The organism is Pseudomonas sp. GW821-FHT07G10, assembly GCF_059418545.1.
In genome coordinates this window covers 67,030-89,463 of record NZ_JBWKQB010000002.1, presented here as the reverse complement: position 1 = coordinate 89,463, position 22,434 = coordinate 67,030, and the positions used below count along the sequence as shown (strand labels likewise).

The window sequence follows — 22,434 nt, the reverse complement described above, 5'->3', positions numbered from 1 at the left end:
AACCGGTTAACCGCGTGCAGCGGCGATCTTGATCAGCTTGGCGTAGTAAAAACCGTCATGGCCGCCCTCTTGTGCCAGCAACTGCCGGCCGTGGGGTTGTTTCAGACCTGCTGCAGGCTGCCCGAGCTGGCCGGCGATGTCCAACTCACGAGCGCCCGGGGTACGGGTGAGGAAGGCTTCGATGACTTCGGTGTTCTCGGTCGGCAAGGTCGAGCAGGTGGCATACAGCAGGATGCCGCCGACGTCGAGGGTCGGCCACAGGGCGTCGAGCAGTTCGCCTTGCAGCACGGCCAACGCGGCGATGTCGTCAGGTTGACGGGTCAGTTTGATGTCCGGGTGACGGCGGATCACCCCGGTGGCCGAGCATGGCGCGTCCAGCAGAATCCGCTGGAACGGCTTGCCGTCCCACCAGGCAGCGGTGTCGCGACCATCGGCGGCAATCAGCTCGGCGCTGAGGCCAAGACGCTCAAGGTTCTCTTGCACTCGCACCAGGCGCTTGGCTTCCAGATCCACCGCCACCACACCGGCCAGTTTCGGTTCGATTTCCATGATGTGGCAGGTCTTGCCGCCCGGGGCGCAGCAGGCGTCGAGCACTCGTTGGCCCGGCGCCAGGTCCAGCAGGTCGGCGGCCAGTTGCGCGGCTTCGTCCTGCACGCTGATCCAGCCTTCGGCGAAGCCCGGCAGGTTGCGTACATCACCTGGCGCCTCGAGGACAATGCCGTCCTGGCTGTAGAGGCAAGGTTTGCCGACCACACCGGCGTCGCTCAGCAGCTTGAGATAAGCATCGCGAGAATGGTGGCGGCGATTGACCCGCAGAATCATCGGCGGATGGGCGTTGTTCGCCGCGCAGATGGCTTCCCACTGTTCAGGCCAGAAGGCCTTGAGGGATTTTTGCAGCCAGCGCGGATGGGCGGTGCGCACCACCGGGTCGTGTTCCAGCTCGCTCAGCAGCGCTTCGCTTTCGCGCTGAGCACGGCGCAGCACTGCGTTGAGCAGGGCCTTGGCCCAGGGTTTTTTCAACTTTTCAGCGCAACCGACGGTTTCGCCGATGGCGGCGTGGGCCGGCACGCGGGTGTAGAGCAATTGGTAGAGACCGACCAACAGCAACGCCTCGACATCGGCGTCTGCAGCCTTGAACGGCTTTTGCAGCAGCTTGGCCGCCAATGCCGATAAGCGCGGTTGCCAGCGGGCGGTGCCGAAGGCCAGATCCTGGGTGAAACCACGATCACGTATTTCCACCTTGTCCAGTTGCGTCGGCAAGGAGCTGTTGAGTGAGGCTTTACCGTTAAGTACAGCCGTCAGGGCTTTGGCGGCGGCCAGACGCGGGTTCATTGGGTATCCACCGCTTGACCCAGCACGGTACCGACGGCGAATTTCTCGCGGCGGCTGTTGAACAAGTCGCTGAAGTTCAGCGCCTTGCCACCGGGCAATTGCAGACGGGTCAGGCACAAGGCCTGCTCGCCGCAAGCGACGATCAGGCCGTCCTTGCTGGCGCTGAGAACCTCACCCGGGGCGCCTTGGCCATCGGCGAGGTTCGCAGAGAGGACTTTCAGGGCTTCGCCATTGAGGGTGCTGTGGCAGATCGGCCAAGGATTGAACGCGCGAACCAGGCGTTCCAGCTCGACGGCCGGACGGTTCCAGCCGATGCGCGCTTCGTCCTTGTTCAGCTTGTGAGCGTAGGTGGCGAGGCTGTCGTCTTGCACTTCGCCTTCCAGAGTGCCTGCGGCCAGACCGGCGATGGCCTGAACCACGGCCGGCGGGCCCATCTCGGCGAGACGGTCATGCAGGCTGCCGCCGGTGTCGTCGGCGCTGATCGGGGTGGTGACCTTGAGCAGCATCGGCCCAGTGTCCAGGCCTGCTTCCATACGCATCACCGTCACACCGCTTTGGGTATCACCGGCTTCGACGGCGCGCTGAATCGGCGCCGCACCGCGCCAGCGTGGCAGCAACGAAGCGTGGCTGTTGATGCAGCCCAGGCGCGGGATATCCAGCACCACTTGCGGCAGGATCAGGCCGTACGCCACCACCACCAGCAAGTCCGGCTTCAGAGCCGCGAGTTCAGCCTGGGCCGCTGCGTCGCGCAGGGTCGGTGGCTGCAAAACGGCAATGTTGTGCTGCTCGGCGAGTTGCTTGACCGGGCTTGGCATCAGCTTTTGCCCACGGCCCGCCGGACGGTCCGGCTGGGTGTAGACCGCAACGATCTCATAAGGGCTGTCGAGCAGGGCCTTGAGGTGTTCGGCGGCAAATTCGGGGGTGCCGGCAAAGACGATGCGCAGTGGCTCAGTCATGTGAGAAGTCTCGCAAAAGAAAAAGGCTTGCCGCAGCAAGCCTTTGGAAGAAGGGAATCAAGCGTGCTGGCGATGTAGTTTTTCCAGCTTCTTCTTGATCCGGTCGCGTTTGAGCGTGGACAGGTAGTCGACGAACAACTTGCCATTGAGGTGATCGCATTCGTGCTGAATGCACACCGCCAGCAGGCCGTCGGCGATGAGCTCATAAGGCTGGCCGTCACGGTCCAGTGCGTTGATCTTCACGCGCTGCGGGCGATCGACGTTTTCGTAGAAGCCCGGTACCGAGAGGCAGCCTTCCTGATACTGGCCCATCTCGTCAGTCAGGACTTCAAACTCGGGGTTGATGAACACCCGTGGCTCGCTGCGGTCTTCGGAGAGGTCCATGACCACCACGCGTTTGTGCACGTTGACCTGGGTCGCAGCCAGGCCGATGCCGGGTGCTTCATACATTGTTTCAAACATGTCATCGACCAACTGACGCACTTCGTCGTCCACTACAGCCACAGGTTTGGCGATAGTGCGCAGGCGCGAGTCAGGGAATTCGAGGATGTCTAAAATGGCCATAGGCGTAATTGCTGCACGTGTGAGTAAAGTCAAAGTCGGTGCCTGGTGGGTCCGTAGACTCAGGCTGCCGTTGTAAAACGTTCTCCTGGAAGGGAGCAAGCCTCGGGGGGCTCTGGCGTTTCACGCGAACGTACATAATAAAGGGATTCACTGCATGAGGAAATCACTACTCGCCCTGCTGCTGTTGGCCTTGGCCGGTATCGCGCAGGCGCAAGTGCAACTCAAGGACGGTTTTCCACAGTATTACACCGTAGTGGCTGGTGACACACTCTGGGATATTTCCGGGAAATTTCTCCGGGAACCCTGGAAGTGGCCGCAGATCTGGCAGGTCAATCCGCACATTGAAAACCCCAATCTCCTCTACCCCGGCGACTCGCTGTCACTGGTCTACGTCAACGGCCAGCCACGCTTGACCCTCAATCGTGGGGCTTCACGGGGCACCATCACACTATCACCGCAAATCCGCCGCACGCCGGTGGCCGATGCCGTTGCGAGCGTTCCTCTGCAGACGATCAACAGCTTCTTGCTGAATAACCGTATCGTCGACACGGTCGAGGTGTTCGACAAGGCGCCATACATCGTCGCCGGCGATGCCGAGCGGGTGCTCAGCGGTATGGGCGACCGAATCTATGCCCGCGGCAAGTTCGGCCCGGCGCAATCGGTCTATGGCATCTTCCGTCAGGGTAAGGTCTACATAGACCCACAGAGTAAAGAGTTCCTTGGGATCAACGCTGACGATATCGGCGCCGGTGAAATCGTTGCCACTGAAGGTGATGTCGCCACGCTGGCCCTGCAACGCACGACCCAGGAGGTTCGCCTCGGCGACCGATTGTTCAGTGGCGAGGAACGGGCGATCAATTCGAATTTTATGCCCAGCTCGCCACAAAACGAGATCAACGGCGTGATTATCGATGTGCCACGCGGTGTGACGCAGATTGGCGTGCTCGACGTGGTGACCCTGAACAAGGGCTATCGTGATGGATTGGTCGAAGGCAACGTGCTGGCGGTGATGAAAACCGGGGAAACCGTTCGTGATCGCGTGATGGGCAGCGAGGTGAAAATCCCCGATGAGCGCGCCGGATTGCTGATGGTGTTCCGCACTTATGAAAAGCTCAGCTATGGCCTGGTATTGAATGCATCGCGCTCTTTGGCGGTGATGGACAAGGTCAAAAATCCTTAAAAAACGGAAACTCTCAACAAGTTACCAACAGACTTATCCACAGCTTGTTCCTGTCTGAGCAGGACTTATAACGATCAAGGATGATCCTATGTCGCTGTCTGCTATATCCCCGGTTTCCCCTGCGGAGCTGGAAGCCCGTTTGCGTTTGCACCGTCTGCCGGAGCTCGGCCCCCGACGTTTTCATAAGCTGCTCGACGCCTTTGGTTCGGCCTGCGCAGCCATCAGCGCACCCGCTGGTGCCTGGCGCTCATTGGGCCTGCCTGCTGCGTGCGCCGAGGCCCGACGCAGTGCCGATATCCGTGACGGTGCCAGCCATGCATTGGCCTGGCTTGAACGTGCGGACCAGCATTTACTGATGTGGGACCAGCCGGGCTACCCTGCTCTGCTGGCCGAGCTGTGCGACGCCCCGCCGCTGTTATTCGTTGCCGGCGATCCGGACATTCTTGAAAAACCACAGCTGGCGATGGTCGGAAGTCGTCGTGCTTCGCGGCCTGGAATGGATACTGCCGCGGCGTTTTCCCGCAGCCTTGCCGGTGCCGGTTTTGTCATCACCAGCGGCTTGGCGCTGGGCATCGACGGCGCCGCGCATCAGGCCGCTCTGGACGTGGGCGGGCTGACCGTCGGCGTGCTGGGCACAGGGCTGGAAAGTTTTTATCCACAGCGCAACCGTCAACTCGCCGAAGCGATGATTGCCCAAGGCAGCGCGGTGGTTTCCGAGTTCCCGCTGGACGCCGGGCCGCACGCCAGCAATTTCCCTCGGCGCAATCGAATCATCAGCGGTTTGTCCCTGGGCGTGCTGGTGATTGAGGCCAGTGTTGCCAGCGGTTCGTTGATTACCGCACGGCTGGCAGCCGAACAGGGCCGCGAGGTGTATGCGATTCCTGGGTCGATCCATCATCCCGGCGCCCGCGGTTGTCATCAGCTAATCCGCGATGGCGCGGTACTGGTGGAAACCATCGAACATGTTCTCGAAGCCCTGCGTGGCTGGCAAAACCTGGCACCATCCGAGGTGGTGCCAGTGAAGGCCGATCACCCATTGTTGCGCTTGCTACATGCAGCGCCGCACACCAGCGAAGCCTTGGCTGGCGCCAGTGGTTGGGCTTTACCGAAGGTATTGGCGGCATTAACCGAGCTGGAGATGGACGGCCGGGCAGTTTGCGAAAGCGGACGCTGGTTTGCGCGCGTAAGCTAGGTTTTGTAACGAAGATCGGTAAACTGCGCTCAGCCTTATTCCGGAGAGTCAGCAATGGTCAGCAGTTGGCGTGTGCAACAAGCCGCACGAGAAATTCGCGCAGGGGCGGTGATTGCCTATCCAACCGAAGCCGTCTGGGGCCTGGGTTGCGACCCGTGGAACGAAGAGGCGGTGGATCGCCTGTTGGCGATCAAGTCGCGATCTGTGGATAAAGGTCTGATCCTGATCGCTGACAACATCCGTCAGTTCGATTTTCTTTTCGAAGACTTCCCGCAAGCCTGGATGGATCGCATGGCCAGCACCTGGCCGGGGCCCAATACCTGGCTGGTGCCGCATCAGGGCATGCTGCCGGAATGGATCACCGGGGTTCACGACACGGTGGCCTTGCGGGTCAGTGATCACCCACAAGTTCGCGACTTATGCGCACTGGTCGGGCCGCTGGTATCGACCTCGGCCAACCCACAGGGCCGGCCGGCGGCGCGTACTCGGATTCGCGTGGAGCAATACTTCCGCGGGCAAATCGACATGGTGCTGGGAGGTAATCTCGGCGGGCGGAAGAATCCGAGCCTGATTCGTGATCTGGCGACCGGCAAGATCGTTCGCCCGGGTTGAAGTCGCAGTAGAACCCCTGTTAATTGATCGTTCCTACGCTCCGCGTGGGAATGCCTCAATGGACGCTCTGCGTCCGCTCTAGATGTGACGCGGAGCGTCACGGGATGCATTCCCACGCGGGAGCGTGGGAACGATCAACGATCAAGCAGTCAGCTTACGGCAACAGAATCGTCGACCCGGTCGTACGCCGTGCCGACAACTCGGTCTGGGCCTTGGCCGCTTCTGCCAGTGGATAACGCTGGCTGATATCAACCTTGATTTTGCCGCTGATGATCATCCCGAACAGCTCATCGGCCATGGCTTGCAGGTTCTCGGCGTTGTTGGCGTAAGTCGCCAGCGTCGGCCGGGTCACGTACAACGAGCCCTTTGCCGCCAGAATCCCCAGATTCACGCCATCCACCGCGCCCGAGGCGTTGCCGAAGCTCACCACCAGGCCTCGTGGCGCTACGCTGTCCAGCGAGGTGAGCCAGGTGTCTTTGCCGACGCCGTCGTAGACCACCGGGCATTTTTTGCCGTCAGTCAATTCCAGCACACGCTGTGCGACGTCTTCCTTGCTGTAGTCGATGGTCTCCCAGGCGCCGAGGGATTTGGCGAGGGCGGCTTTTTCAGGCGAGCTGACCGTACCGATCAGCTTCACGCCCAGCGCCTTGGCCCATTGGCAGGCGAGCGAGCCGACACCGCCAGCGGCGGCGTGGAACAAGATGATTTCGCCACCTTTCAGGTCATAGGTTTGACGCAGCAGGTATTGCACGGTCAGGCCTTTGAGCATCACGCCCGCAGCTTGTTCGAAGCTGATGGCATCCGGCAAATGCACCAGATTGCTCGCCGGCAGCACATGCACATCGCTGTAAGCGCCCAGTGGACCGCTGCCATAGGCCACGCGGTCGCCGACTTTGAATTGAGTGACTTCGCTGCCGACCGCCTCGACCACGCCGGCGCCTTCGGCACCCAGGCCCGAGGGCAAGGATGGCGGTGCATACAGGCCGCTGCGGAAGTAGGTGTCGATGAAATTCAGGCCGATGGCCTTGTTGCTGACGCGAACTTGTTGCGGACCCGGTGCTGGCGGTTGGTAGTCTACATACTCGAGTACTTCGGGGCCGCCATGGGCACGGAACTGGATACGTTTGGCCATCTGCAATCTCCTTGGGGCTTTTCGCGAAAGGTCCCTATCGGACTCCTAAGCTTGACCTTCGTCAACTGCGGTGGGGCAAGTTGCGGTGTTATGCTACGCGCCCATTTGCGTCGGCTTCACGTTCCGTTCGAAGCGCCGCGTAGCTTTGCCCGATTCAAGGTGATGCCATGAATACTCGCACCGAGGCCGTAAAAGCTTACCTGCTTGACCTGCAAGACCGTATTTGCGCTGCTCTGGAAGCCGAAGACGCTGGCACTCGCTTCGTCGAAGACGCCTGGACCCGGCCTGCCGGTGGTGGTGGTCGCACCCGGGTGATCGAGAACGGTCAGGTCGTCGAAAAAGGCGGTGTGAATTTTTCCCATGTGTTCGGCAGCGGACTACCGCCATCTGCCAGTGCCCATCGGCCAGAACTGGCCGGGCGCGGTTTTGAAGCCCTTGGTATATCGCTGGTGATTCACCCGCACAACCCTCATGTTCCAACTTCCCACGCCAATGTGCGATTTTTCATCGCCGAGAAAGAGGGCGAAGAGCCGGTCTGGTGGTTCGGCGGCGGCTTCGACCTGACTCCGTATTACGGCAACGAAGAAGACTGCGTGCACTGGCACCGGGTCGCCGAGCAGGCTTGCGCGCCATTCGGGCCGGACGTTTACTCGCGTTACAAGGCTTGGTGCGACAGCTATTTTTACATCAAGCATCGCCACGAGCCGCGGGGCATTGGCGGCCTGTTTTTCGATGACCTGAACGAGTGGGACTTCGACACCAGCTTCGCCTTCATGCGCGCTATTGGTGACGCCTACATCGAGGCGTACCTGCCGATCGTCCAGCGCCGCAAGGCCGAGGCGTACACCGAGAAACAGCGGGAGTTCCAGGAGTATCGCCGGGGTCGCTATGTCGAGTTCAACCTGGTGTATGACCGTGGCACGCTGTTCGGCCTGCAATCGGGCGGGCGTACCGAGTCGATCCTGATGTCGCTGCCACCGCAAGTGCGCTGGGGTTACGATTGGAAAGCCGAGCCTGGCAGCGAAGAAGCGCGTCTGACCGAATACTTTCTGCAGGACCGTGATTGGCTGGCCAAGGGCTGACAGTTTTACACCGTCAGGACCAACGCCAAGATCGCAGCCTCCGGCAGCTCCTACAAATGAGGAATGTGCTTGATGGACCGTTACGTCGTATTCGGTAACCCGATTGGCCACAGCAAATCGCCGCTGATCCACCGCCTGTTTGCCGAGCAGACCGCTCAGCGGCTGGACTACAGCACCTTGTTGGCGCCGCTCGACGACTTTTCCGGCTGCGCTCAGGCGTTTTTCCTTGAGGGCCTGGGGGCCAACGTCACAGTGCCATTCAAGGAAGACGCCTATCGCTTGGCCAACAGCCTGACGCCACGGGCGCAGCGGGCCGGCGCGGTCAACACCTTGAGCAAACTCGCCGACGGCAGCCTGCTGGGGGATAACACCGACGGTGCCGGGCTGGTGCGGGATCTGACGGTCAATGCCGGATTCAGCCTGCGGGGCAAACGCATTTTGCTGCTGGGTGCTGGCGGCGCGGTGCGCGGTGCGCTGGAGCCGTTACTGGCCGAGCAGCCATCGTCGGTGATCATCGCCAACCGTACGGTGGAAAAAGCCGAATTGCTGGCTGAGTTGTTCGCCGATCTCGGCCCGGTGTCCGCCAGCGGTTTTGACTGGCTGCAAGAGCCGGTGGACCTGATCATCAACGCTACATCTGCCAGTCTGTCAGGCGATGTACCACCGATTGCCAGCAGCCTGATCGAGCCGGGCAAGACCTTTTGCTACGACATGATGTACAGCAAGGAACCGACCTCGTTCTGCCGTTGGGCCAGTGAGCATGGCGCGGCGGTAGCAATGGATGGCTTGGGGATGTTGGCGGAACAAGCAGCCGAAGCGTTCTATCTATGGCGTGGTGTGCGCCCGGATACTGCACCGGTGCTGGCGGAATTGCGCAGGCAGTTGGCGTTGTAACTGGCGGCGCGGGCTTTTGTGTTCAGTCTTCAAACCGAATCGGGCATTTCTCCGCCCCTTCCAGCTTCCTCAGCTCTTCCACCACCTGCGGCCGTGCTCGCCGCAGGGTCAGGCTACGGTCCTGCCGCAGCAACCGCCGTGCTTCCTGATGGAGCATTTCCACCCCGGAATAGTCGATGAAGTTGATCTGCTGCGCATCGATCACCACCCGTGAGCCGTGGAGACTTTGCAGGCGTACTTGCAGGTAGTGGCTGGCGCCGAAGAAGATCGAGCCGCCGACCCGCAGAATGTCTTCATCGCCGTCGCGCCACTGCTGCACTCGCGGTTGCGAAGTGCGTTTGAGGTAGAAGAACAGCGACACCAGTACCCCGGCGTAGATCGCGGTCTGTAACTCCAGCAACAGGGTCGCGACGCAGGTCAGCGCCATGACCGCGAACTCGGAGCGGCTGACCCGGAACAACGACCGAATACCGCGATGATCCACCAACCCCCAACTGATCAGCAAAATGCTCCCGGCCATGCTCGGGATTGGGATATGCGCGATCAACGACGCGCCGGTCACAGCGAACAACGCCACCCATAACGCGGAAAATACCCCGGCCAACGGCGAGCAAGCGCCGGCTTCGTAGCTCAGACCCGAGCGGGTGAAAGAGCCGGCCGACAGAGAACCCGAGAAGAACCCTCCAACGATATTGGACAGGCCCTGAGCGCGAACTTCCTGATTGGCGTCGAGAAGTTGCTGCGAACGGGCGGACAACGAGCGGGCGATCGACAGGCTGGTGACCAGGCCGAGCATCCCCACCGCTACGGCGCTGGGCAGCAGGCGCAGCACCAGATCAAGATCCAGTGGCAGCGGGCTGAAGGGCGGTAGTTTGCCGAGGAACGAGCTCACTAGCTTCACATGACCAAACATCGCCGGCCACAGCCAGACCACCAGGGCGCTCAACGCCAACGTGATCAGCAATGTCGGCCAGCGCGGAAGCAGGAGTTTGAGAACGATGCCCAACACTAAGGTGCTAATGCCCAGAACCAATGACGGTCGGTCCAGAGCGCCAATATGGCTGATCAGCGACATCAGACCGTTCAGAGCAGTGGCCTGATTCGCAAGATCGAGCCCCAGCAGGTTGGGTAATTGCCCAAGGGCGATGACCACCGCGGCGCCAAGGGTGAAGCCCAGTACCACCGAGTGGGAGACGAAATTTACCAGCGCGCCGAAGCGCAGCATGCCCAGCAGCCACTGGAAAGCCCCGGCAAGGAGCGTCAGCAACAGGATCAGGGTGATGTAGTCCTGCGAACCGGGTACGGCCAATGGACTGACGCTGGCATACAGCACTATGGAAATCGCCGCCGTCGGGCCGCAGATCAGATGCCAGGACGAGCCCCACAGGCAGGCGATCAGCACCGGAATGATTGCCGCGTACAAGCCATACTCGGGCGGCAGGCCGGCGATCAGCGCATAGGCGATGGATTGCGGTAGCGCCAGAATCGCTCCGCTCAGGCCGACAATCACGTCGCGGCCGACGCTGGCGCGGGTTTGCCGTGGCATCCAGCTCAGGAAGGGGAAGAGTTTATGGCGGTTGAGCCAGGCCATGGGTCCTCTCGGTCGGGATATGCAAAAAGCGTAAGGGTGAAGTTTCAAAGGGCTGGATGCAAGGTTGGGTTTGATCGTTCCCACGCGCAGCAAAGGAATGCCGCTAAGGACGCTCCGCGTCCGCTCTGGATGTGACGCGCAGCATCACGGGATGCATTCCCACGCAGAGCGTGGGAACGATCACCTAGCCATCACTCAAAGCTTCGCCTTTACCGCCACCAACGCATCCTTCCCATCGACGGTCTTCACCCCATCCAGCCACTTGTCCAGGACTGCGGGGTTGGCCTTGATCCAGGCTTTGGCGGCGTCGGCGTTGCTGACTTTCTTGTTCACCACCTCGGCCATGATGCTGTTCTCCATTTCCTGGGTGAAACTCAGATTGGTCAGTAGTTTGCCGACGTTCGGGCAGGCCTGTGCATAACCTTTGCGGGTCAGGGTGTAGACGCTGCCGGTGTCGCCGAAGTACTTCTCGCCGCCTTTCAGATAGTGCATTTTCAATTGCACGTTCATCGGGTGTGGGGTCCAGCCGAGGAAGGTCACGAATTTCTGTTTCTTAACTGCGCGGGACACTTCGGCCAGCATTGCTTGCTCGCTGGATTCGATCAGCTTCCACTGACCCAGCTCGAAGTCGTTTTTCTTGATGATGTCCTGCAACGAGATGTTCGCTGGCGCGCCGGAGCCGATGCCGTAGATCTTCTTGTCGACTTTTTCAGGGAATTGGTCGGCATATTTATTCAGGTCGGCAAAGTTATGCACACCCGCGTCCCAGACGTAATCCGGCACTGCCAGCGTGAATTCGGTGCCGTCCAGGTTCTTCGCCAGTTGGGTGACGTCACCATTGGCCACGAACTTGTCGTAGAAACCCTGCTGCGCCGGCATCCAGTTACCCATGAAGACATCTACCTGGCCGTCCTTGAGCCCACCAAAGGTAATCGGCACCGCCAGCGTGTCGACCTTGGCCTTGTAGCCCATGCCATCTAACAGAAAACCGGTGATGGCGTTGGTCGCGGCGATGTCGCTCCAGCCCGGGTCGGCCATTTTCACCGTGTCGCAGCTCTGCTCGGCGTAGGCCGAAACACTGCTCAGGGCCAATAGCCCCGCGCTCAGTACTGTGGATAACCGTTGCATGCTCTTCCCCTTACGTTATTGGTTTTGGCAGGGTTGTGGATAACGAGCCTTGCGCTCCAGATCGTCGAGGTCGATGTGGTTGCGCATGTATTGCTGACTGGCGTCGACCAGCGGCTGGTGATCCCAGCTCTTCAGCTTCCCGGTGGTTAGCGCCTGGGCGACAAAGCGCCGGCGTCGCTGGCTGGCGAGCACCTGTTGGTGAATCGCCGGGATATCCCATTTCGCCCGTGCTTCGGCGAGAAAGTCGTCGAACAGTTGCCGATGTTGCGGCGAATGGCTGAGTTCTTCCTGTTCACGCGGGTCGTTGTGTACGTCGAAGAGAAGGCACGGGTCGTCTTCGCTGTAGATGAATTTCCAGGCACCGCGGCGAATCATCATCAGCGGGCTGATGGTGCCTTCGGCCATGTACTCGCCAAAGACTTCGTCGTGGCCGGCCTGGCCCAACAAGTGCGGGACCAGTGAGCGGCCGTCCAATGGCAGACCGGGTTCCAGCTCACCACCGGCCAGCTCCACCAGGGTCGGGAGCAAATCGGCGGTGGACACCGCAGCGCGGACCCGTCCTGCGCCGAATTGCCCCGGAGCACTGACCAGCAGCGGCACGCGGGCAGCCATTTCGAACCAGTGCATTTTGTACCAGAGCCCGCGCTCGCCGAGCATGTCGCCGTGGTCGCCGGAGAACACAATGATGGTGTCGTCAATTAGCCCGGTTTCCTCAAGCGTTTGCAGGAGTTTGCCGACGTTGCTGTCGATATAGCTGCATGCGCCAAAATAGGCACGGCGCGCGTCGCGGATTTTATCCACAGGCAGCGGCTTGTCCCACAGGTCGTAGACCTTGAGTAGACGCTGGGAATGCGGATCGAGACGGGTCTGCTCCGGCGTCTGCGGCAGTGGAATGTCTTCGTCGCGGTACAGGTCCCAAAACGCTTTGGGAATGGTGTACGGGTCGTGGGGGTGAGTCATCGAAACGGTCAGGCAGAACGGCTGATCGCCATCCTCGCGGATATGGTCGAACAGGTACTGCTGAGCCTTGAACACCACCTCTTCATCGAAATCCAGCTGATTGGTGCGCACACATGGCCCGGCTTGCAGCACCGAGGACATGTTGTGATACCAGCTCGGGCGTACATCCGGCTCGTCCCAGTTCACCGACCAGCCGTAGTCGGCTGGGTAGATGTCGCTGGTCAGGCGTTCTTCGTAACCGTGCAGTTGATCCGGGCCGCAAAAGTGCATCTTGCCCGACAGCGCCGTGCGGTAACCGAGGCGACGCAGGTAGTGGGCATAAGTCGGCACATCGGCGGGGAAATCGGCCGCGTTGTCGTAGGCGCCGATCTTGCTCGGTAACTGTCCGCTGACCAGGGTAAAGCGCGAAGGCGCACAGAGCGGGCTGTTGCAGTAGGCGGCGTCGAACACCACGCCTTGCGCGGCGAGGCGGCTCAAATTGGGCAGTTTGATGGGCGATGGGCCGTAAAATGGCAACATTGGCGCGGCCATTTGATCGGCCATGATGAAAAGAATGTTCTTGCGCTTCATGTGATCGCGGCATTCCATAGTGAATATTTATGCGAAAGTGCTGTGATCGAGAATGGAGCCCACGCACTTGGCGGTAAAGCCCATGCACGGCAATGACTAGGATAAGTACAGCTTATGTATGACGCTCTCGGCGATTTGTCCCTGGACCTGTTTCGCGCCTTCGAAGCCGCGGCCCGCCACCGCAGCTTTACCGCAGCGGCGGTGGAGCTCGGCACGACCCAGCCGGCCGTGAGCCAGCAGATCAAGCGGCTCGAGGAGCAACTGGGCACGCGCTTGTTCGACCGGATCTATCGCGGCATTGAACTGACCGAGGCCGGAACGATTCTGTTCGAACAGGTGCAGGCCGGATTGCAAAGCATTGACGCCGGCTTGAGCGCGATCAGCGCCCAGCATCAGCATGAGGTGTTACAGGTCGCGACTGACTTTGCCTTCGCCGCCTACTGGCTGATGCCGCGCCTGCAGCGCTTCCATGAAGCCAACCCGCAGGTCGACGTCAGCCTGGTCACCAGCGAGCGCAGCCACAACATGCTGCGCACGGATATCGATGTCGCCGTTTTGTTTGGCGATGGGCGATTCAAACAGGGTGAAAGCCATTGGCTGTTCAGCGAAGAAGTGTTTCCGGTGTGCAGCCCGCAGTTGCTCGAGGGTCGCTCGACGCCCTTGCCTGCTCATTCGCTACTGGAGTTTCCACTGCTGCATCTGCGCGGTGAAAACAGCAGCCATTGGTTCGACTGGAGTGGCGTGTTTCGCGAGTTGGGCATTGCTTCAGCGCCTGCCCCGGGACCATTGCGCTTCGACAACTACACACTGTTGATCCAGGCCGCGATTGCCGGCCAAGGCGTGGCCATCGGTTGGCGCCACCTTGTGGATAACTTGTTGGAGCAGGGCTGGCTCTGTCGGCCGATAGCCGAAACGGCGATCTCACGTTTCGGCTATTACGTGGTTTTGCCCCAGCGCAAACGCCGCGGGCCGCTGATCCAGACGTTCGTCGATTGGTTGATGGCCGAGCAGGCCAGTAGTGCCGATTCGCTGACGGGAGTGGCCCTGCCGTCTATTGCGGTTTAGTGTCTGTCGCTACGAAACACACGTGCTCGCGAATGTGCAGATTCAGGCGCAGCTCATCGGCGATTCCGACTGCGACGCGGTTGAGCCGCTCAAGCACTGGGGCCAGCCCCGGCTCAAGGTGGCTGCTGATCCGGCTGAAATGCTCGATGGTCAGTCCGGCCACGCCTCGCGGCGCGTTCACCAGCGTCCAGTGCAAGGTGCTGGCCTGCAGGGCTTCGAGGATTTCTTCGGCGGCGTGGCGTTGTAGGGGATCCCCCTCTTCCGGGTCATCCAGCACCGCAAAGCCCCCCACTAGAAACAACCGATGGATGCCCATTGCCTGCATTCCGACGATCAACGCATCGACGGCGCGGACCTGCTCTACCGGGTCGGGCGTCGTGGTTTTTTCGACGTGTTCATGACTCATCGGCAGTCCCGGTGCATCCAGCAGGCAGATCACTGCCGAACAGCCGGCGACGCTTTGCTTGACCCGTTCGGCATCGAACAGATTTCCGGTTTTGGTGCGCAAACCCGGGCGCGGTGCCAGAGCCGTCAGGTCATCGAGAATGGCGATGACTTCATGTTGGCGCCGCAGCATCTCAGCCATCAGCGCACTGCCGAGGCTACTCATGGCACCATAGAGCACCAGTTTGACCACCGGGGTTTCGGCGTTTTTCATGGCTGAACTTCCTTCTTTCCCACAAGTATAGGTGCTGACCTGTGGGCAACCGGAAGGGTTCGACATTGTCGCGAGGGTTTCAGATGCAACGAATCAAGGGCTACCACGCCCATGTCTATTTCGACGCCAACACTATCGATCAGGCCCGAGCCCTGTGTGAGCAGGCTGCGCAGTTATTTCCGCTGAAGATGGGGCGTGTGCATGAGCGGCCTGTCGGCCCGCACCCGGACTGGAGCTGCCAGTTGGCCTTCGCCCCCGAGTATTTCGGCGACGTCCTGCCGTGGCTGGCGCTTAATCGCAAAGGCCTGGTGGTGTTTGTGCACCCTGATACCGGGGATAACCTGGCGGACCATGCCGAGCATGCCATTTGGATGGGGGCGGTAAGGCCGCTGGATCTGTCTATTTTTTAAGCAGTGCGATCGTTCCCACGCTCTGCGTGGGAATGCTTCAACGGACGCTCCGCGTCCGCTTCGGCTGTGACGCGGAGCGTCACGGGCTGCATTCCCACGCGGAGCGTGGGAACGATCATGAGGGCGGGGCGTCGGAGATTTCCTTCAACTTCTAGCGTCATGCATGAACTTGTGGAGCCTTGGATCGGGCACTAATCTGCGTCCGTCACCGCAAAATCGGTGACACGGACGTGCAAGTCCGGCTCGGTTCACAATCGGTTATGGCTATTCATCGAGCATTTTTTTATGCTCGCGAATCGTTATGGCGGCTGTGTGTGGGAGGCCTTTGGGTCTGCCGGGTTCCGAGACCGGTCTTGCACACCTATACACAGCCGCCACCTCTTTCGAAGCAAGCGAAACGGTGTCGGCTCCTTAATCTCGGAATCACATCATGTTCAAACCAACACCGAATCCCCCCGAAACCCTAAGCACCTCCCCCTACGAATCCCTCGATTCGACCAAACTCAACGACGCCGCCGAGCGCGCTCTTGATCATCACTTGGGCTCCAAACCTGACACCCAGCGCTTCGTCGGCACCCGACCCGGCACACTGTTTACGGTGTCACCCGAAGCCAACACCGAAACCCTGTTGACCAACGCTTACGAGACACTCGCCTCGGTCAACGCCATGGCCTGCGATCTGGCCTTTGACCTCGAAGGCTCGCGTCGACATGTGGCGTTGGCCATCCAGCAGATGGTCGAGTTGGGCCAACTGCTGGTGAACCGGGCGCTGGACCTCGAAAACCCGGTGCACTGACGCGCGGGTTTTGTGATCGTTCCCACGCTCTGCGTGGGAATGCAGCCCGTGACGCTCTGCGTCACATTCGAGAGCGGACGCAGAGCGGCCAGTGAGGCATCCCCATGCGGGAGCGTGGGTACGATCCTTGAGTCAATACAACACCCCTTCCAGAATTTCATAAACGATCCCGGTACCCACGGCGATCAGCACCACATCGGCCCCCATGCGCCGCCATTCATAGCCGGGGTAATACGGCAGGTGGGACAGCGCGCGATCGTCCAGGCGTTCGCCGTAGTAGCCGTGAGGCAACGGCTGGCCCCGGACCAGATAGATGCCGTGTGGCGGTGGTGCGCCGCGGACAAACCACCCGTGGTTTTCACGAATGACCTGGCGGACCGGGCCGAAGTCCCGAGGTGGACCTGCGCGATGATCGTCGTCACGGTTGTAGCCGCGATGATCATAGTCTCGGTGTTCGTGTTGCCAGCCGCCGTGGTCATGATCGTCGCGCTCGTCGGCCATCACATGCACAAGCGGGCTGACGCTCAGCATCAGCACGCCCAGGCTGGCAATCAGACGTTTCGGCATTTTCATCAGGTCTTCCTCACAGCACGAACAGCAAAAAGGGGTTCAGAACCCGGTTCTGAACCCCTCGGTCTTGCTATTTAGTCTGTGGCTTAAGGCTTTGATTCCTCTGTATCAGGAACTTTACCTTCAGCTGACGCGGGCTTTACGCACGCCTTCGGACAGTGCTGAACACAGGCTGAGGACACCGCTGACGGCCTGCTCGGAAGTTGTGGCATTGGCGATCTGGTCGATCAGCGCCGAACCCACCACAACACCGTCAGCCAAGCGAGCGATGGCTGCAGCCTGTTCTGGCGTGCGGATGCCGAAACCGATGCTGATCGGCAGATCGGTATGACGGCGCAACCGCGCAACGGCTTCTTCGACGTGCTCCAGAGTCGCGGATCCTGCACCGGTCACACCGGCCACCGAAACGTAGTAAACGAAGCCGGAACTGCCGTTGAGAACAGTCGGCAGACGCGCATCGTCGGTGGTCGGCGTGGTCAGGCGGATAAAGTCCAGACCGGCGGCCTGGGCCGGGTCGCAGAGTTCGCCGTTATGTTCCGGTGGCAGGTCGACGACGATCAAGCCATCGACACCCGCCTCTTTCGCCTCAGCGATAAAGCGCGGCACGCCGTAGTGGTGGATCGGGTTGAAGTAACCCATCAGCACCAGCGGAGTGTCGCTGTTGCCGGCGCGGAACTCGCGGACCATTTGCAGGGTTTTGGCCAGGTTCTGATGGGCCGCCAGCGCACGGATGTTGGCCAGTTGAATCGCCGGGCCATCGGCCATTGGATCGGTGAAGGGCATGCCCAGCTCGATCACGTCGGCGCCGGCGCCCGGCAAGCCTTTGAGGATCGCCAGGGACGTGCCATAGCCCGGATCGCCGGCGGTGATGAAGGTCACCAGGGCGGCGCGGTTCTGTTCTTTGAGTTCGGCAAAGCGTGTTTGCAGGCGGCTCATTAGTGTTTCTCCTGCTGGGACTGTTCCATGTGGTGCATCACGGTTTGCATGTCTTTGTCGCCACGGCCGGACAGGTTGACCACCATCAGGTGATCTTTGGGCAGGGTTGGCGCGCGTTTGAACACTTCAGCCAGGGCGTGGGCGCTTTCCAGCGCCGGGATGATGCCTTCCAGACGGCAGCATTTGTGGAATGCGTCGAGAGCTTCGTGATCGGTGATCGAGGTGTATTCGACGCGGCCGATGTCATGTAACCAGGCGTGTTCAGGGCCGATACCAGGGTAGTCCAGGCCGGCGGAAATCGAGTGGGCGTCGATGATCTGGCCGTCGTCGTCCTGCAGCAGGAAGGTCCGGTTGCCGTGCAGCACGCCCGGCAGACCACCGTTCAGGCTGGCGGCGTGTTTGCCGGTTTCGATGCCGTGACCGGCAGCTTCGACACCGATGATTTTCACACTGGTGTCATCGAGGAACGGGTGGAACAGGCCCATGGCGTTGGAACCGCCGCCGATGCAGGCCACCAGGCTATCGGGCAGACGGCCTTCTTGTGCCTGGAGCTGGTCGCGGGTTTCCTTGCCTATGACGGCCTGGAAGTCGCGAACCATCGCTGGGTATGGGTGCGGACCGGCCACAGTTCCGATCAGGTAGAACGTACTGTCGACGTTAGTCACCCAGTCACGCAGAGCTTCGTTCATCGCGTCTTTGAGGGTACCGGTGCCGGCGACCACCGGGATCACTTCGGCACCCAGTAATTTCATGCGGAATACGTTGGCTTGCTGGCGTTCGATGTCGGTGGTGCCCATGTAGATCACGCAATCGAGGCCGAAGCGTGCGGCCACGGTGGCAGTGGCCACGCCGTGCATGCCGGCGCCGGTTTCGGCAATGATGCGTTTCTTGCCCATGCGCCGGGCCAGGAGGATCTGGCCGATGCAGTTGTTGATCTTGTGCGCGCCGGTGTGGTTGAGCTCTTCACGCTTGAGGTAGATCTTGGCGCCGCCGCAGAATTCGGTCAGGCGCTCGGCGTAATACAGTGGGCTTGGACGGCCGACGTAATCGCGCTGGAAGTAGGCCAGTTCTTCGATAAATGCTGGATCTTCCTTGGCTGCTTCGTATTCGCGGGCCAGGTCGAGGATCAACGGCATCAGGGTTTCGGCCACGTAGCGGCCGCCGAACGCGCCAAACAGGCCGTTGGCATCGGGGCCGCTGCGCAGATTGGATGGGGTCGTAGTCTGGGTCATGGGGCGCTCCATCGAATGGGTGGAAGAACAATGGCGTTCACTCTACCCCTGACGATCCGGGCTGAAAACCGATAAGATCGCCGAAACCTGTCAGGAAAACTCACAGATCACATGAGCCATGACCTCCCCCCGTTGAACGCCCTGCGCGCCTTCGAAGCGACTGCCCGATTGAACAGCGTTAGTCAGGCTGCCGACCAGCTGCACGTTACCCACGGCGCCGTTAGCCGGCAATTGAAGGTGCTCGAAGAGCATCTCGGCGTGAGCCTTTTTATCAAGGATGGGCGCGGCCTGAAACTCACAGATGCCGGTATGCGATTGCGTGACGCCAGCAGCGATGCCTTTGAGCGCCTGCGCACGGTTTGTGCCGAGTTGACTCAAGGCGGTGCTGACGCGCCGTTCGTACTTGGTTGTTCGGGTAGTTTGCTGGCGCGCTGGTTCATTCCGCGTCTGGGGCGATTGAATGCCGATTTGCCGGACCTGCGTTTGCATCTGTCGGCCGGTGAAGGCGATCTCGATCCACGACGGCCGGGGCTGGACGCCTTGCTGGTGTTCGCCGAGCCGCCGTGGCCGGCGGATATGCAGGTGTATACGCTTGCGAGCGAACGCATCGGCCCAGTCATGAGCCCGCTTTTCGCCGGTTATGAGCAGTTACGTCAAGCACCCGCCGAAGCGTTGCAGCGTGAGGCGTTACTGCACACCACTTCCCGCCCGCAAGCCTGGCCCAATTGGGCACGACAAAGCGGCATTGACGTAAAAGCGTTGAAGTTCGGTCAGGGGTTCGAGCATTTGTATTATTTGCTGGAAGCCGCGGTGGCAGGCCTTGGGGTGGCGATTGCCCCTGAACCGTTAGTGGCCGAGGACGTACGAGCCGGTCGCCTGGTTGCGCCGTGGGGCTTTTGTGAAACCCAGGCACAACTGGCGTTGTGGTTACCCAAGCGCGCCGCGGACGGGCGCGCTCGGCAGTTGGCGCAATGGCTCAAGCATGAGCTGCGCCAACCGACTTGAGCAGGCTCTCGATCTCGGCTTCGATGCTGTGCAATGAGGCTTTACGTAATAAGGTGGTGGTCATGATGACGCTCCTGCATTGATGATCAGTGGCGTGTGTTGTTTGGGACTTCAGGGGGGGGAAGAGCAGTAAATCTGAACGTTCTCGTGGGAACGGCCTGCAGAAGAAATAAGAAAAATCACTGCTAGGCTGTATTTCACACCCTAAGGAGAACGCCATGAGTGACCATCACACCTACAAGAAAGTCGAACTGGTTGGCTCTTCCCTCAACAGCATTGAAGACGCCATCAACAACGCTCTGGCTCAGGCCAGTAAAAGCATCAAATTCATGGAATGGTTCGAAGTGATCGAAACCCGTGGGCATATCAAGGACGGCAAGGCAGCACACTTCCAGGTCACTCTCAAAGTCGGATTCCGGATTGCCAGTAGCTGAGATTGAGCTAGGCTTCTGAGCCTGTGCGCTGGCCGATTGCCATAGTGAATGGCAAAGCGCCACAGACGTGAGCGCGTCAGCGTCGAACGTTGACGCCTCTTTTTGATCCGACCAGGGAATGTGACCGATGAAGAAATTTATTTTGGCGATAGGTCTGCTGAGCATTGCGGGGACAGCCCTTGCTGCAGGCAAATCGTGCGAAACACTGAAAGGCGAGATTGCGGCGAAACTCGATGCCAGGCACGTTTCTGGCTATTCGCTGGACATCGTTGATAAAGGTGCTGCGGCTGGTGGGAAAGTGGTCGGTAAGTGCGAAAGCGGCAGCAAGGTCATCGTCTACAAGAAGTAGGATTGTTCCCCCCCTTGTAGATGGAAAAGCCGACGCGGTTGCGTCGGCTTTTTTTATTGATTCGCCCCGAATCCTGTTCTCGGCGCTCCATTTGATCCGGTTCAGCCTTTCATGACCTGCGCCAACAATTCGTAGGAATGCAGTCGATCGGCATGCTCGTACAAATCACAGGTGAAAATCAGCTCATCGGCACCTGTCTGTTCGATCAGCACTTCCAGTTTCGCGCGGATTTTCTCCGAGCTACCGACCATCGCCAGACCAAGGAAGCTCGCCACCGCTTCTTTCTCATGGGGCAACCACAGGCCGTCCATGGTTTTCACGGGGGCGCGCTGCACCAGACTTTGGCCGCGCATCAGGGCCAGAATCCGTTGATAGACCGAGGTCGCCAGGTAATCGGCCTGCTCGTCGGTATCCGCGGCCACCAGCGGCACGCCGAGCATCACGTAAGGCTTGTCGAGCACTGCCGAAGGCTTGAAGTGATTACGGTAGACGCGAATGGCTTCGTGCATATAGCGCGGTGCGAAATGCGAGGCGAAGGCGTAGGGCAAACCGCGCTCCCCGGCCAGTTGCGCACTGAACAGACTTGAACCCAGCAGCCAGACCGGCACGTGGGTGCCGGTGCCCGGAACGGCGATCACTTTTTGATCAGGTGTGCGCGGGCCGAGGTATCTCATCAGTTCGGCCACATCTTCGGGGAAGTCGTCGGCGCTGCCGGAACGTTCACGGCGCAGGGCACGGGCGGTCATCTGGTCAGAACCGGGTGCGCGGCCCAAGCCGAGGTCGATCCGGCCCGGATACAGGCTTTCCAGGGTTCCGAACTGCTCGGCGATGACCAATGGGGCGTGGTTGGGCAGCATCACACCGCCGGAGCCCACGCGAATGGTCGAGGTACCGCCGGCCAGATAACCGAGCAGCACTGAAGTCGCGGAGCTGGCGATGCCGTCCATATTGTGGTGTTCGGCGACCCAGAAACGGTTGTAGCCGAATTTCTCGACGTGTTGCGCCAGGTCCAGCGAGTTGCGCAGCGATTGCGCCGGGCTGCCATCCGCGCGGACCGGAACCAGGTCGAGGGTCGAGAACTTGATGTCAGACAGTCGTTTCATAAGCCTGCTTCTCCGTTGGGTGTGCAGGCTTTTGTCACGAGCCAAAACCTGCCGATTTCTATAAGCGTGTTCTATGCAATGTGGGCATATACCCGAGATTCAATAGCAGAGCTGATTTTGCCTGCCAGATAAGCGGTTTGATCCGACAAGGTGAACTCTGCCAGACCTTCTATTCTCAGAACCCTAGTAACGGAAAACCATGAAGGCGCGATCCTTCGCGCCAGATCTTGAGGAGGCACAGATGAGTATCAAAAAGAAAGCATCGGCTCATTGGGTCGGTGATCTGAAGACTGGGCTTGGCTCCATCTCGACCGAAACCGGGGCTCTGAGAAATGCACCTTATGGCTTCAAGGCACGCTTCGAAGGTGGTCCGGGCACCAACCCGGAAGAGCTGATCGGTGCAGCTCATGCGGGTTGTTTCTCCATGGCCTTTTCGATGATTCTCGGCGAGGCCAACCTCAAAGCCACCAGCATTGATACCAATGCCGAGGTGACGCTGGATCAGGTGGACGGTGGCTTTGCAATTACCGCCGTGCATCTGACGCTCAAGGCGAAAATCCCTGGCGCCAGTCAGCAGCAATTCGCCGAGCTGAGCAAAAAAGCCAAAGAAGGTTGCCCGGTGTCGAAGGTGTTGAATGCCAGGATCACGCTTGATGGGACATTGCTGGACTGATTCAGAAGTC

At 60.2% G+C, this 22,434-nt stretch carries 24 protein-coding genes; 12 read left to right on the top strand and 12 right to left on the bottom strand.

Going from position 1 to position 22,434, the window contains the following annotated elements; translation table 11 throughout:
* Positions 1-6: 6 nt before the first annotated feature.
* The 3 genes from rsmB to def are packed head-to-tail and all read right to left on the bottom strand — an operon-like array spanning position 7 to position 2,852.
* The gene (gene rsmB, locus AC07O1_RS03630) at positions 7-1,332 is read right to left on the bottom strand and encodes a 16S rRNA (cytosine(967)-C(5))-methyltransferase RsmB (RefSeq protein ID WP_495087942.1); all 1,326 of its coding nucleotides are present in this window, start codon (positions 1,330-1,332) and stop codon (positions 7-9) included.
* The gene (gene fmt / locus AC07O1_RS03625) at positions 1,329-2,288 is read right to left on the bottom strand and encodes a methionyl-tRNA formyltransferase (RefSeq protein ID WP_495087941.1); all 960 of its coding nucleotides are present in this window, start codon (positions 2,286-2,288) and stop codon (positions 1,329-1,331) included. Before fmt ends, rsmB begins: the two co-directional genes overlap by 4 nt.
* Positions 2,289-2,345: 57 nt before the next feature.
* On the bottom strand, positions 2,346-2,852 hold the full coding sequence (gene def, locus AC07O1_RS03620; protein ID WP_495087940.1) for a peptide deformylase: 507 nt from the start codon (positions 2,850-2,852) through the stop codon (positions 2,346-2,348).
* A gap of 154 nt (positions 2,853-3,006) precedes the next feature.
* Between def and AC07O1_RS03615 the strand changes: the two genes are divergently transcribed.
* The 3 genes from AC07O1_RS03615 (at position 3,007) to tsaC (ending at position 5,836) form a co-directional block, all read left to right on the top strand.
* Positions 3,007-4,032, top strand: a complete 1,026-nt coding sequence (locus AC07O1_RS03615) for a LysM peptidoglycan-binding domain-containing protein (RefSeq protein WP_495087939.1) — start codon at positions 3,007-3,009, stop codon at positions 4,030-4,032.
* A gap of 88 nt (positions 4,033-4,120) precedes the next feature.
* A complete protein-coding gene (dprA, locus tag AC07O1_RS03610; protein WP_495087938.1) occupies positions 4,121-5,224 on the top strand; it encodes a DNA-processing protein DprA in 1,104 nt (367 codons plus the stop codon).
* Between the two features lie 54 nt (positions 5,225-5,278).
* Positions 5,279-5,836 (top strand): L-threonylcarbamoyladenylate synthase type 1 TsaC, encoded by a 558-nt coding sequence (gene tsaC / locus AC07O1_RS03605; RefSeq protein WP_494991081.1) that lies wholly within the window; start codon positions 5,279-5,281, stop codon positions 5,834-5,836.
* Between the two features lie 154 nt (positions 5,837-5,990).
* On the opposite strand, the gene AC07O1_RS03600 is transcribed toward tsaC, so the two are convergent.
* Positions 5,991-6,968, bottom strand: coding sequence for an NADPH:quinone reductase (locus tag AC07O1_RS03600; RefSeq protein WP_495087937.1), 978 nt, complete (start codon positions 6,966-6,968; stop codon positions 5,991-5,993).
* Between the two features lie 167 nt (positions 6,969-7,135).
* Here AC07O1_RS03600 and hemF point away from each other — a divergent pair, with 167 nt between their 5' ends.
* Complete coding sequence (gene hemF / locus AC07O1_RS03595) at positions 7,136-8,050, top strand: oxygen-dependent coproporphyrinogen oxidase (RefSeq protein ID WP_495087936.1); 915 nt, start codon at positions 7,136-7,138, stop codon at positions 8,048-8,050.
* Positions 8,051-8,122: 72 nt separating this feature from the next.
* The gene (gene aroE / locus AC07O1_RS03590; protein WP_495087935.1) at positions 8,123-8,944 is read left to right on the top strand and encodes a shikimate dehydrogenase; all 822 of its coding nucleotides are present in this window, start codon (positions 8,123-8,125) and stop codon (positions 8,942-8,944) included.
* Between the two features lie 22 nt (positions 8,945-8,966).
* Here the strand turns inward: aroE and AC07O1_RS03585 are convergent, their stop codons facing one another.
* From AC07O1_RS03585 to betC, 3 genes are all read right to left on the bottom strand, one after another.
* Positions 8,967-10,535, bottom strand: a complete 1,569-nt coding sequence (locus AC07O1_RS03585) for a SulP family inorganic anion transporter (protein ID WP_495087934.1) — start codon at positions 10,533-10,535, stop codon at positions 8,967-8,969.
* Positions 10,536-10,730: 195 nt separating this feature from the next.
* Positions 10,731-11,663 (bottom strand): choline ABC transporter substrate-binding protein, encoded by a 933-nt coding sequence (choX, locus tag AC07O1_RS03580; protein ID WP_495010523.1) that lies wholly within the window; start codon positions 11,661-11,663, stop codon positions 10,731-10,733.
* 15 nt (positions 11,664-11,678) lie between these two features.
* Positions 11,679-13,193 carry a choline-sulfatase gene (betC, locus tag AC07O1_RS03575; RefSeq protein ID WP_495022603.1) on the bottom strand — a complete coding sequence of 505 codons (1,515 nt, stop codon included), beginning with the start codon at positions 13,191-13,193 and terminating at the stop codon, positions 11,679-11,681.
* A gap of 114 nt (positions 13,194-13,307) precedes the next feature.
* On the opposite strand from betC, the gene AC07O1_RS03570 reads away from it, so the two are divergent.
* A complete protein-coding gene (locus AC07O1_RS03570; protein ID WP_495087933.1) occupies positions 13,308-14,258 on the top strand; it encodes a choline sulfate utilization transcriptional regulator in 951 nt (316 codons plus the stop codon).
* Here the strand turns inward: AC07O1_RS03570 and AC07O1_RS03565 are convergent.
* Positions 14,245-14,916 carry an NAD(P)-dependent oxidoreductase gene (locus tag AC07O1_RS03565; RefSeq protein WP_495087932.1) on the bottom strand — a complete coding sequence of 224 codons (672 nt, stop codon included), beginning with the start codon at positions 14,914-14,916 and terminating at the stop codon, positions 14,245-14,247. The two genes, AC07O1_RS03570 and AC07O1_RS03565, sit on opposite strands and share 14 nt — an antisense overlap.
* Positions 14,917-14,999: 83 nt before the next feature.
* Here AC07O1_RS03565 and AC07O1_RS03560 point away from each other — a divergent pair, with 83 nt between their 5' ends.
* Both AC07O1_RS03560 and AC07O1_RS03555 read left to right on the top strand, forming a co-directional pair.
* Positions 15,000-15,326 (top strand): DOPA 4,5-dioxygenase family protein, encoded by a 327-nt coding sequence (locus AC07O1_RS03560; RefSeq protein WP_495010526.1) that lies wholly within the window; start codon positions 15,000-15,002, stop codon positions 15,324-15,326.
* Between the two features lie 430 nt (positions 15,327-15,756).
* Positions 15,757-16,122, top strand: coding sequence for a DUF6124 family protein (locus AC07O1_RS03555; protein ID WP_495087931.1), 366 nt, complete (start codon positions 15,757-15,759; stop codon positions 16,120-16,122).
* A 132-nt stretch (positions 16,123-16,254) separates the two neighbouring features.
* Here the strand turns inward: AC07O1_RS03555 and AC07O1_RS03550 are convergent, their stop codons facing one another.
* The 3 genes from AC07O1_RS03550 to trpB all read right to left on the bottom strand — a co-directional run bounded on the left by AC07O1_RS03550 (position 16,255) and on the right by trpB (position 18,860).
* Complete coding sequence (locus tag AC07O1_RS03550; RefSeq protein WP_494991092.1) at positions 16,255-16,695, bottom strand: anti-virulence regulator CigR family protein; 441 nt, start codon at positions 16,693-16,695, stop codon at positions 16,255-16,257.
* A gap of 120 nt (positions 16,696-16,815) precedes the next feature.
* Positions 16,816-17,628, bottom strand: a complete 813-nt coding sequence (trpA, locus tag AC07O1_RS03545; protein ID WP_495087930.1) for a tryptophan synthase subunit alpha — start codon at positions 17,626-17,628, stop codon at positions 16,816-16,818.
* Positions 17,628-18,860 carry a tryptophan synthase subunit beta gene (trpB, locus tag AC07O1_RS03540; protein WP_494991094.1) on the bottom strand — a complete coding sequence of 411 codons (1,233 nt, stop codon included), beginning with the start codon at positions 18,858-18,860 and terminating at the stop codon, positions 17,628-17,630. Before trpB ends, trpA begins: the two co-directional genes overlap by 1 nt.
* Positions 18,861-18,971: 111 nt before the next feature.
* Here trpB and AC07O1_RS03535 point away from each other — a divergent pair, with 111 nt between their 5' ends.
* The 3 genes from AC07O1_RS03535 (at position 18,972) to AC07O1_RS03525 (ending at position 20,648) form a co-directional block, all read left to right on the top strand.
* Positions 18,972-19,865, top strand: coding sequence for a LysR family transcriptional regulator (locus AC07O1_RS03535; protein WP_494991095.1), 894 nt, complete (start codon positions 18,972-18,974; stop codon positions 19,863-19,865).
* A 218-nt stretch (positions 19,866-20,083) separates the two neighbouring features.
* Positions 20,084-20,299 carry a dodecin gene (locus AC07O1_RS03530; protein ID WP_495022599.1) on the top strand — a complete coding sequence of 72 codons (216 nt, stop codon included), beginning with the start codon at positions 20,084-20,086 and terminating at the stop codon, positions 20,297-20,299.
* Between the two features lie 127 nt (positions 20,300-20,426).
* The gene (locus AC07O1_RS03525) at positions 20,427-20,648 is read left to right on the top strand and encodes a DUF1161 domain-containing protein (RefSeq protein ID WP_494991097.1); all 222 of its coding nucleotides are present in this window, start codon (positions 20,427-20,429) and stop codon (positions 20,646-20,648) included.
* Positions 20,649-20,749: 101 nt separating this feature from the next.
* Here the strand turns inward: AC07O1_RS03525 and AC07O1_RS03520 are convergent, their stop codons facing one another.
* On the bottom strand, positions 20,750-21,751 hold the full coding sequence (locus tag AC07O1_RS03520; RefSeq protein ID WP_495087929.1) for an LLM class flavin-dependent oxidoreductase: 1,002 nt from the start codon (positions 21,749-21,751) through the stop codon (positions 20,750-20,752).
* Between the two features lie 241 nt (positions 21,752-21,992).
* Here AC07O1_RS03520 and AC07O1_RS03515 point away from each other — a divergent pair, with 241 nt between their 5' ends.
* Entirely contained in the window at positions 21,993-22,424 is a 432-nt protein-coding gene (locus AC07O1_RS03515) for an OsmC family protein (RefSeq protein ID WP_495087928.1), read from the top strand.
* The last annotated feature ends 10 nt before the right edge of the window (positions 22,425-22,434 follow it).

Coding starts and splice junctions, on each gene's coding strand:
- rsmB (WP_495087942.1), bottom strand. CDS start 1,332: ATGAACCCGCGTCTGGCCGCCGCCAAAGCCCTGACGGCTGTACTTAAC.
- fmt (WP_495087941.1), bottom strand. CDS start 2,288: ATGACTGAGCCACTGCGCATCGTCTTTGCCGGCACCCCCGAATTTGCC.
- def (WP_495087940.1), bottom strand. CDS start 2,852: ATGGCCATTTTAGACATCCTCGAATTCCCTGACTCGCGCCTGCGCACT.
- AC07O1_RS03615 (WP_495087939.1), top strand. CDS start 3,007: ATGAGGAAATCACTACTCGCCCTGCTGCTGTTGGCCTTGGCCGGTATC.
- dprA (WP_495087938.1), top strand. CDS start 4,121: ATGTCGCTGTCTGCTATATCCCCGGTTTCCCCTGCGGAGCTGGAAGCC.
- tsaC (WP_494991081.1), top strand. CDS start 5,279: ATGGTCAGCAGTTGGCGTGTGCAACAAGCCGCACGAGAAATTCGCGCA.
- AC07O1_RS03600 (WP_495087937.1), bottom strand. CDS start 6,968: ATGGCCAAACGTATCCAGTTCCGTGCCCATGGCGGCCCCGAAGTACTC.
- hemF (WP_495087936.1), top strand. CDS start 7,136: ATGAATACTCGCACCGAGGCCGTAAAAGCTTACCTGCTTGACCTGCAA.
- aroE (WP_495087935.1), top strand. CDS start 8,123: ATGGACCGTTACGTCGTATTCGGTAACCCGATTGGCCACAGCAAATCG.
- AC07O1_RS03585 (WP_495087934.1), bottom strand. CDS start 10,535: ATGGCCTGGCTCAACCGCCATAAACTCTTCCCCTTCCTGAGCTGGATG.
- choX (WP_495010523.1), bottom strand. CDS start 11,663: ATGCAACGGTTATCCACAGTACTGAGCGCGGGGCTATTGGCCCTGAGC.
- betC (WP_495022603.1), bottom strand. CDS start 13,193: ATGAAGCGCAAGAACATTCTTTTCATCATGGCCGATCAAATGGCCGCG.
- AC07O1_RS03570 (WP_495087933.1), top strand. CDS start 13,308: ATGTATGACGCTCTCGGCGATTTGTCCCTGGACCTGTTTCGCGCCTTC.
- AC07O1_RS03565 (WP_495087932.1), bottom strand. CDS start 14,916: ATGAAAAACGCCGAAACCCCGGTGGTCAAACTGGTGCTCTATGGTGCC.
- AC07O1_RS03560 (WP_495010526.1), top strand. CDS start 15,000: ATGCAACGAATCAAGGGCTACCACGCCCATGTCTATTTCGACGCCAAC.
- AC07O1_RS03555 (WP_495087931.1), top strand. CDS start 15,757: ATGTTCAAACCAACACCGAATCCCCCCGAAACCCTAAGCACCTCCCCC.
- AC07O1_RS03550 (WP_494991092.1), bottom strand. CDS start 16,695: ATGAAAATGCCGAAACGTCTGATTGCCAGCCTGGGCGTGCTGATGCTG.
- trpA (WP_495087930.1), bottom strand. CDS start 17,628: ATGAGCCGCCTGCAAACACGCTTTGCCGAACTCAAAGAACAGAACCGC.
- trpB (WP_494991094.1), bottom strand. CDS start 18,860: ATGACCCAGACTACGACCCCATCCAATCTGCGCAGCGGCCCCGATGCC.
- AC07O1_RS03535 (WP_494991095.1), top strand. CDS start 18,972: ATGAGCCATGACCTCCCCCCGTTGAACGCCCTGCGCGCCTTCGAAGCG.
- AC07O1_RS03530 (WP_495022599.1), top strand. CDS start 20,084: ATGAGTGACCATCACACCTACAAGAAAGTCGAACTGGTTGGCTCTTCC.
- AC07O1_RS03525 (WP_494991097.1), top strand. CDS start 20,427: ATGAAGAAATTTATTTTGGCGATAGGTCTGCTGAGCATTGCGGGGACA.
- AC07O1_RS03520 (WP_495087929.1), bottom strand. CDS start 21,751: ATGAAACGACTGTCTGACATCAAGTTCTCGACCCTCGACCTGGTTCCG.
- AC07O1_RS03515 (WP_495087928.1), top strand. CDS start 21,993: ATGAGTATCAAAAAGAAAGCATCGGCTCATTGGGTCGGTGATCTGAAG.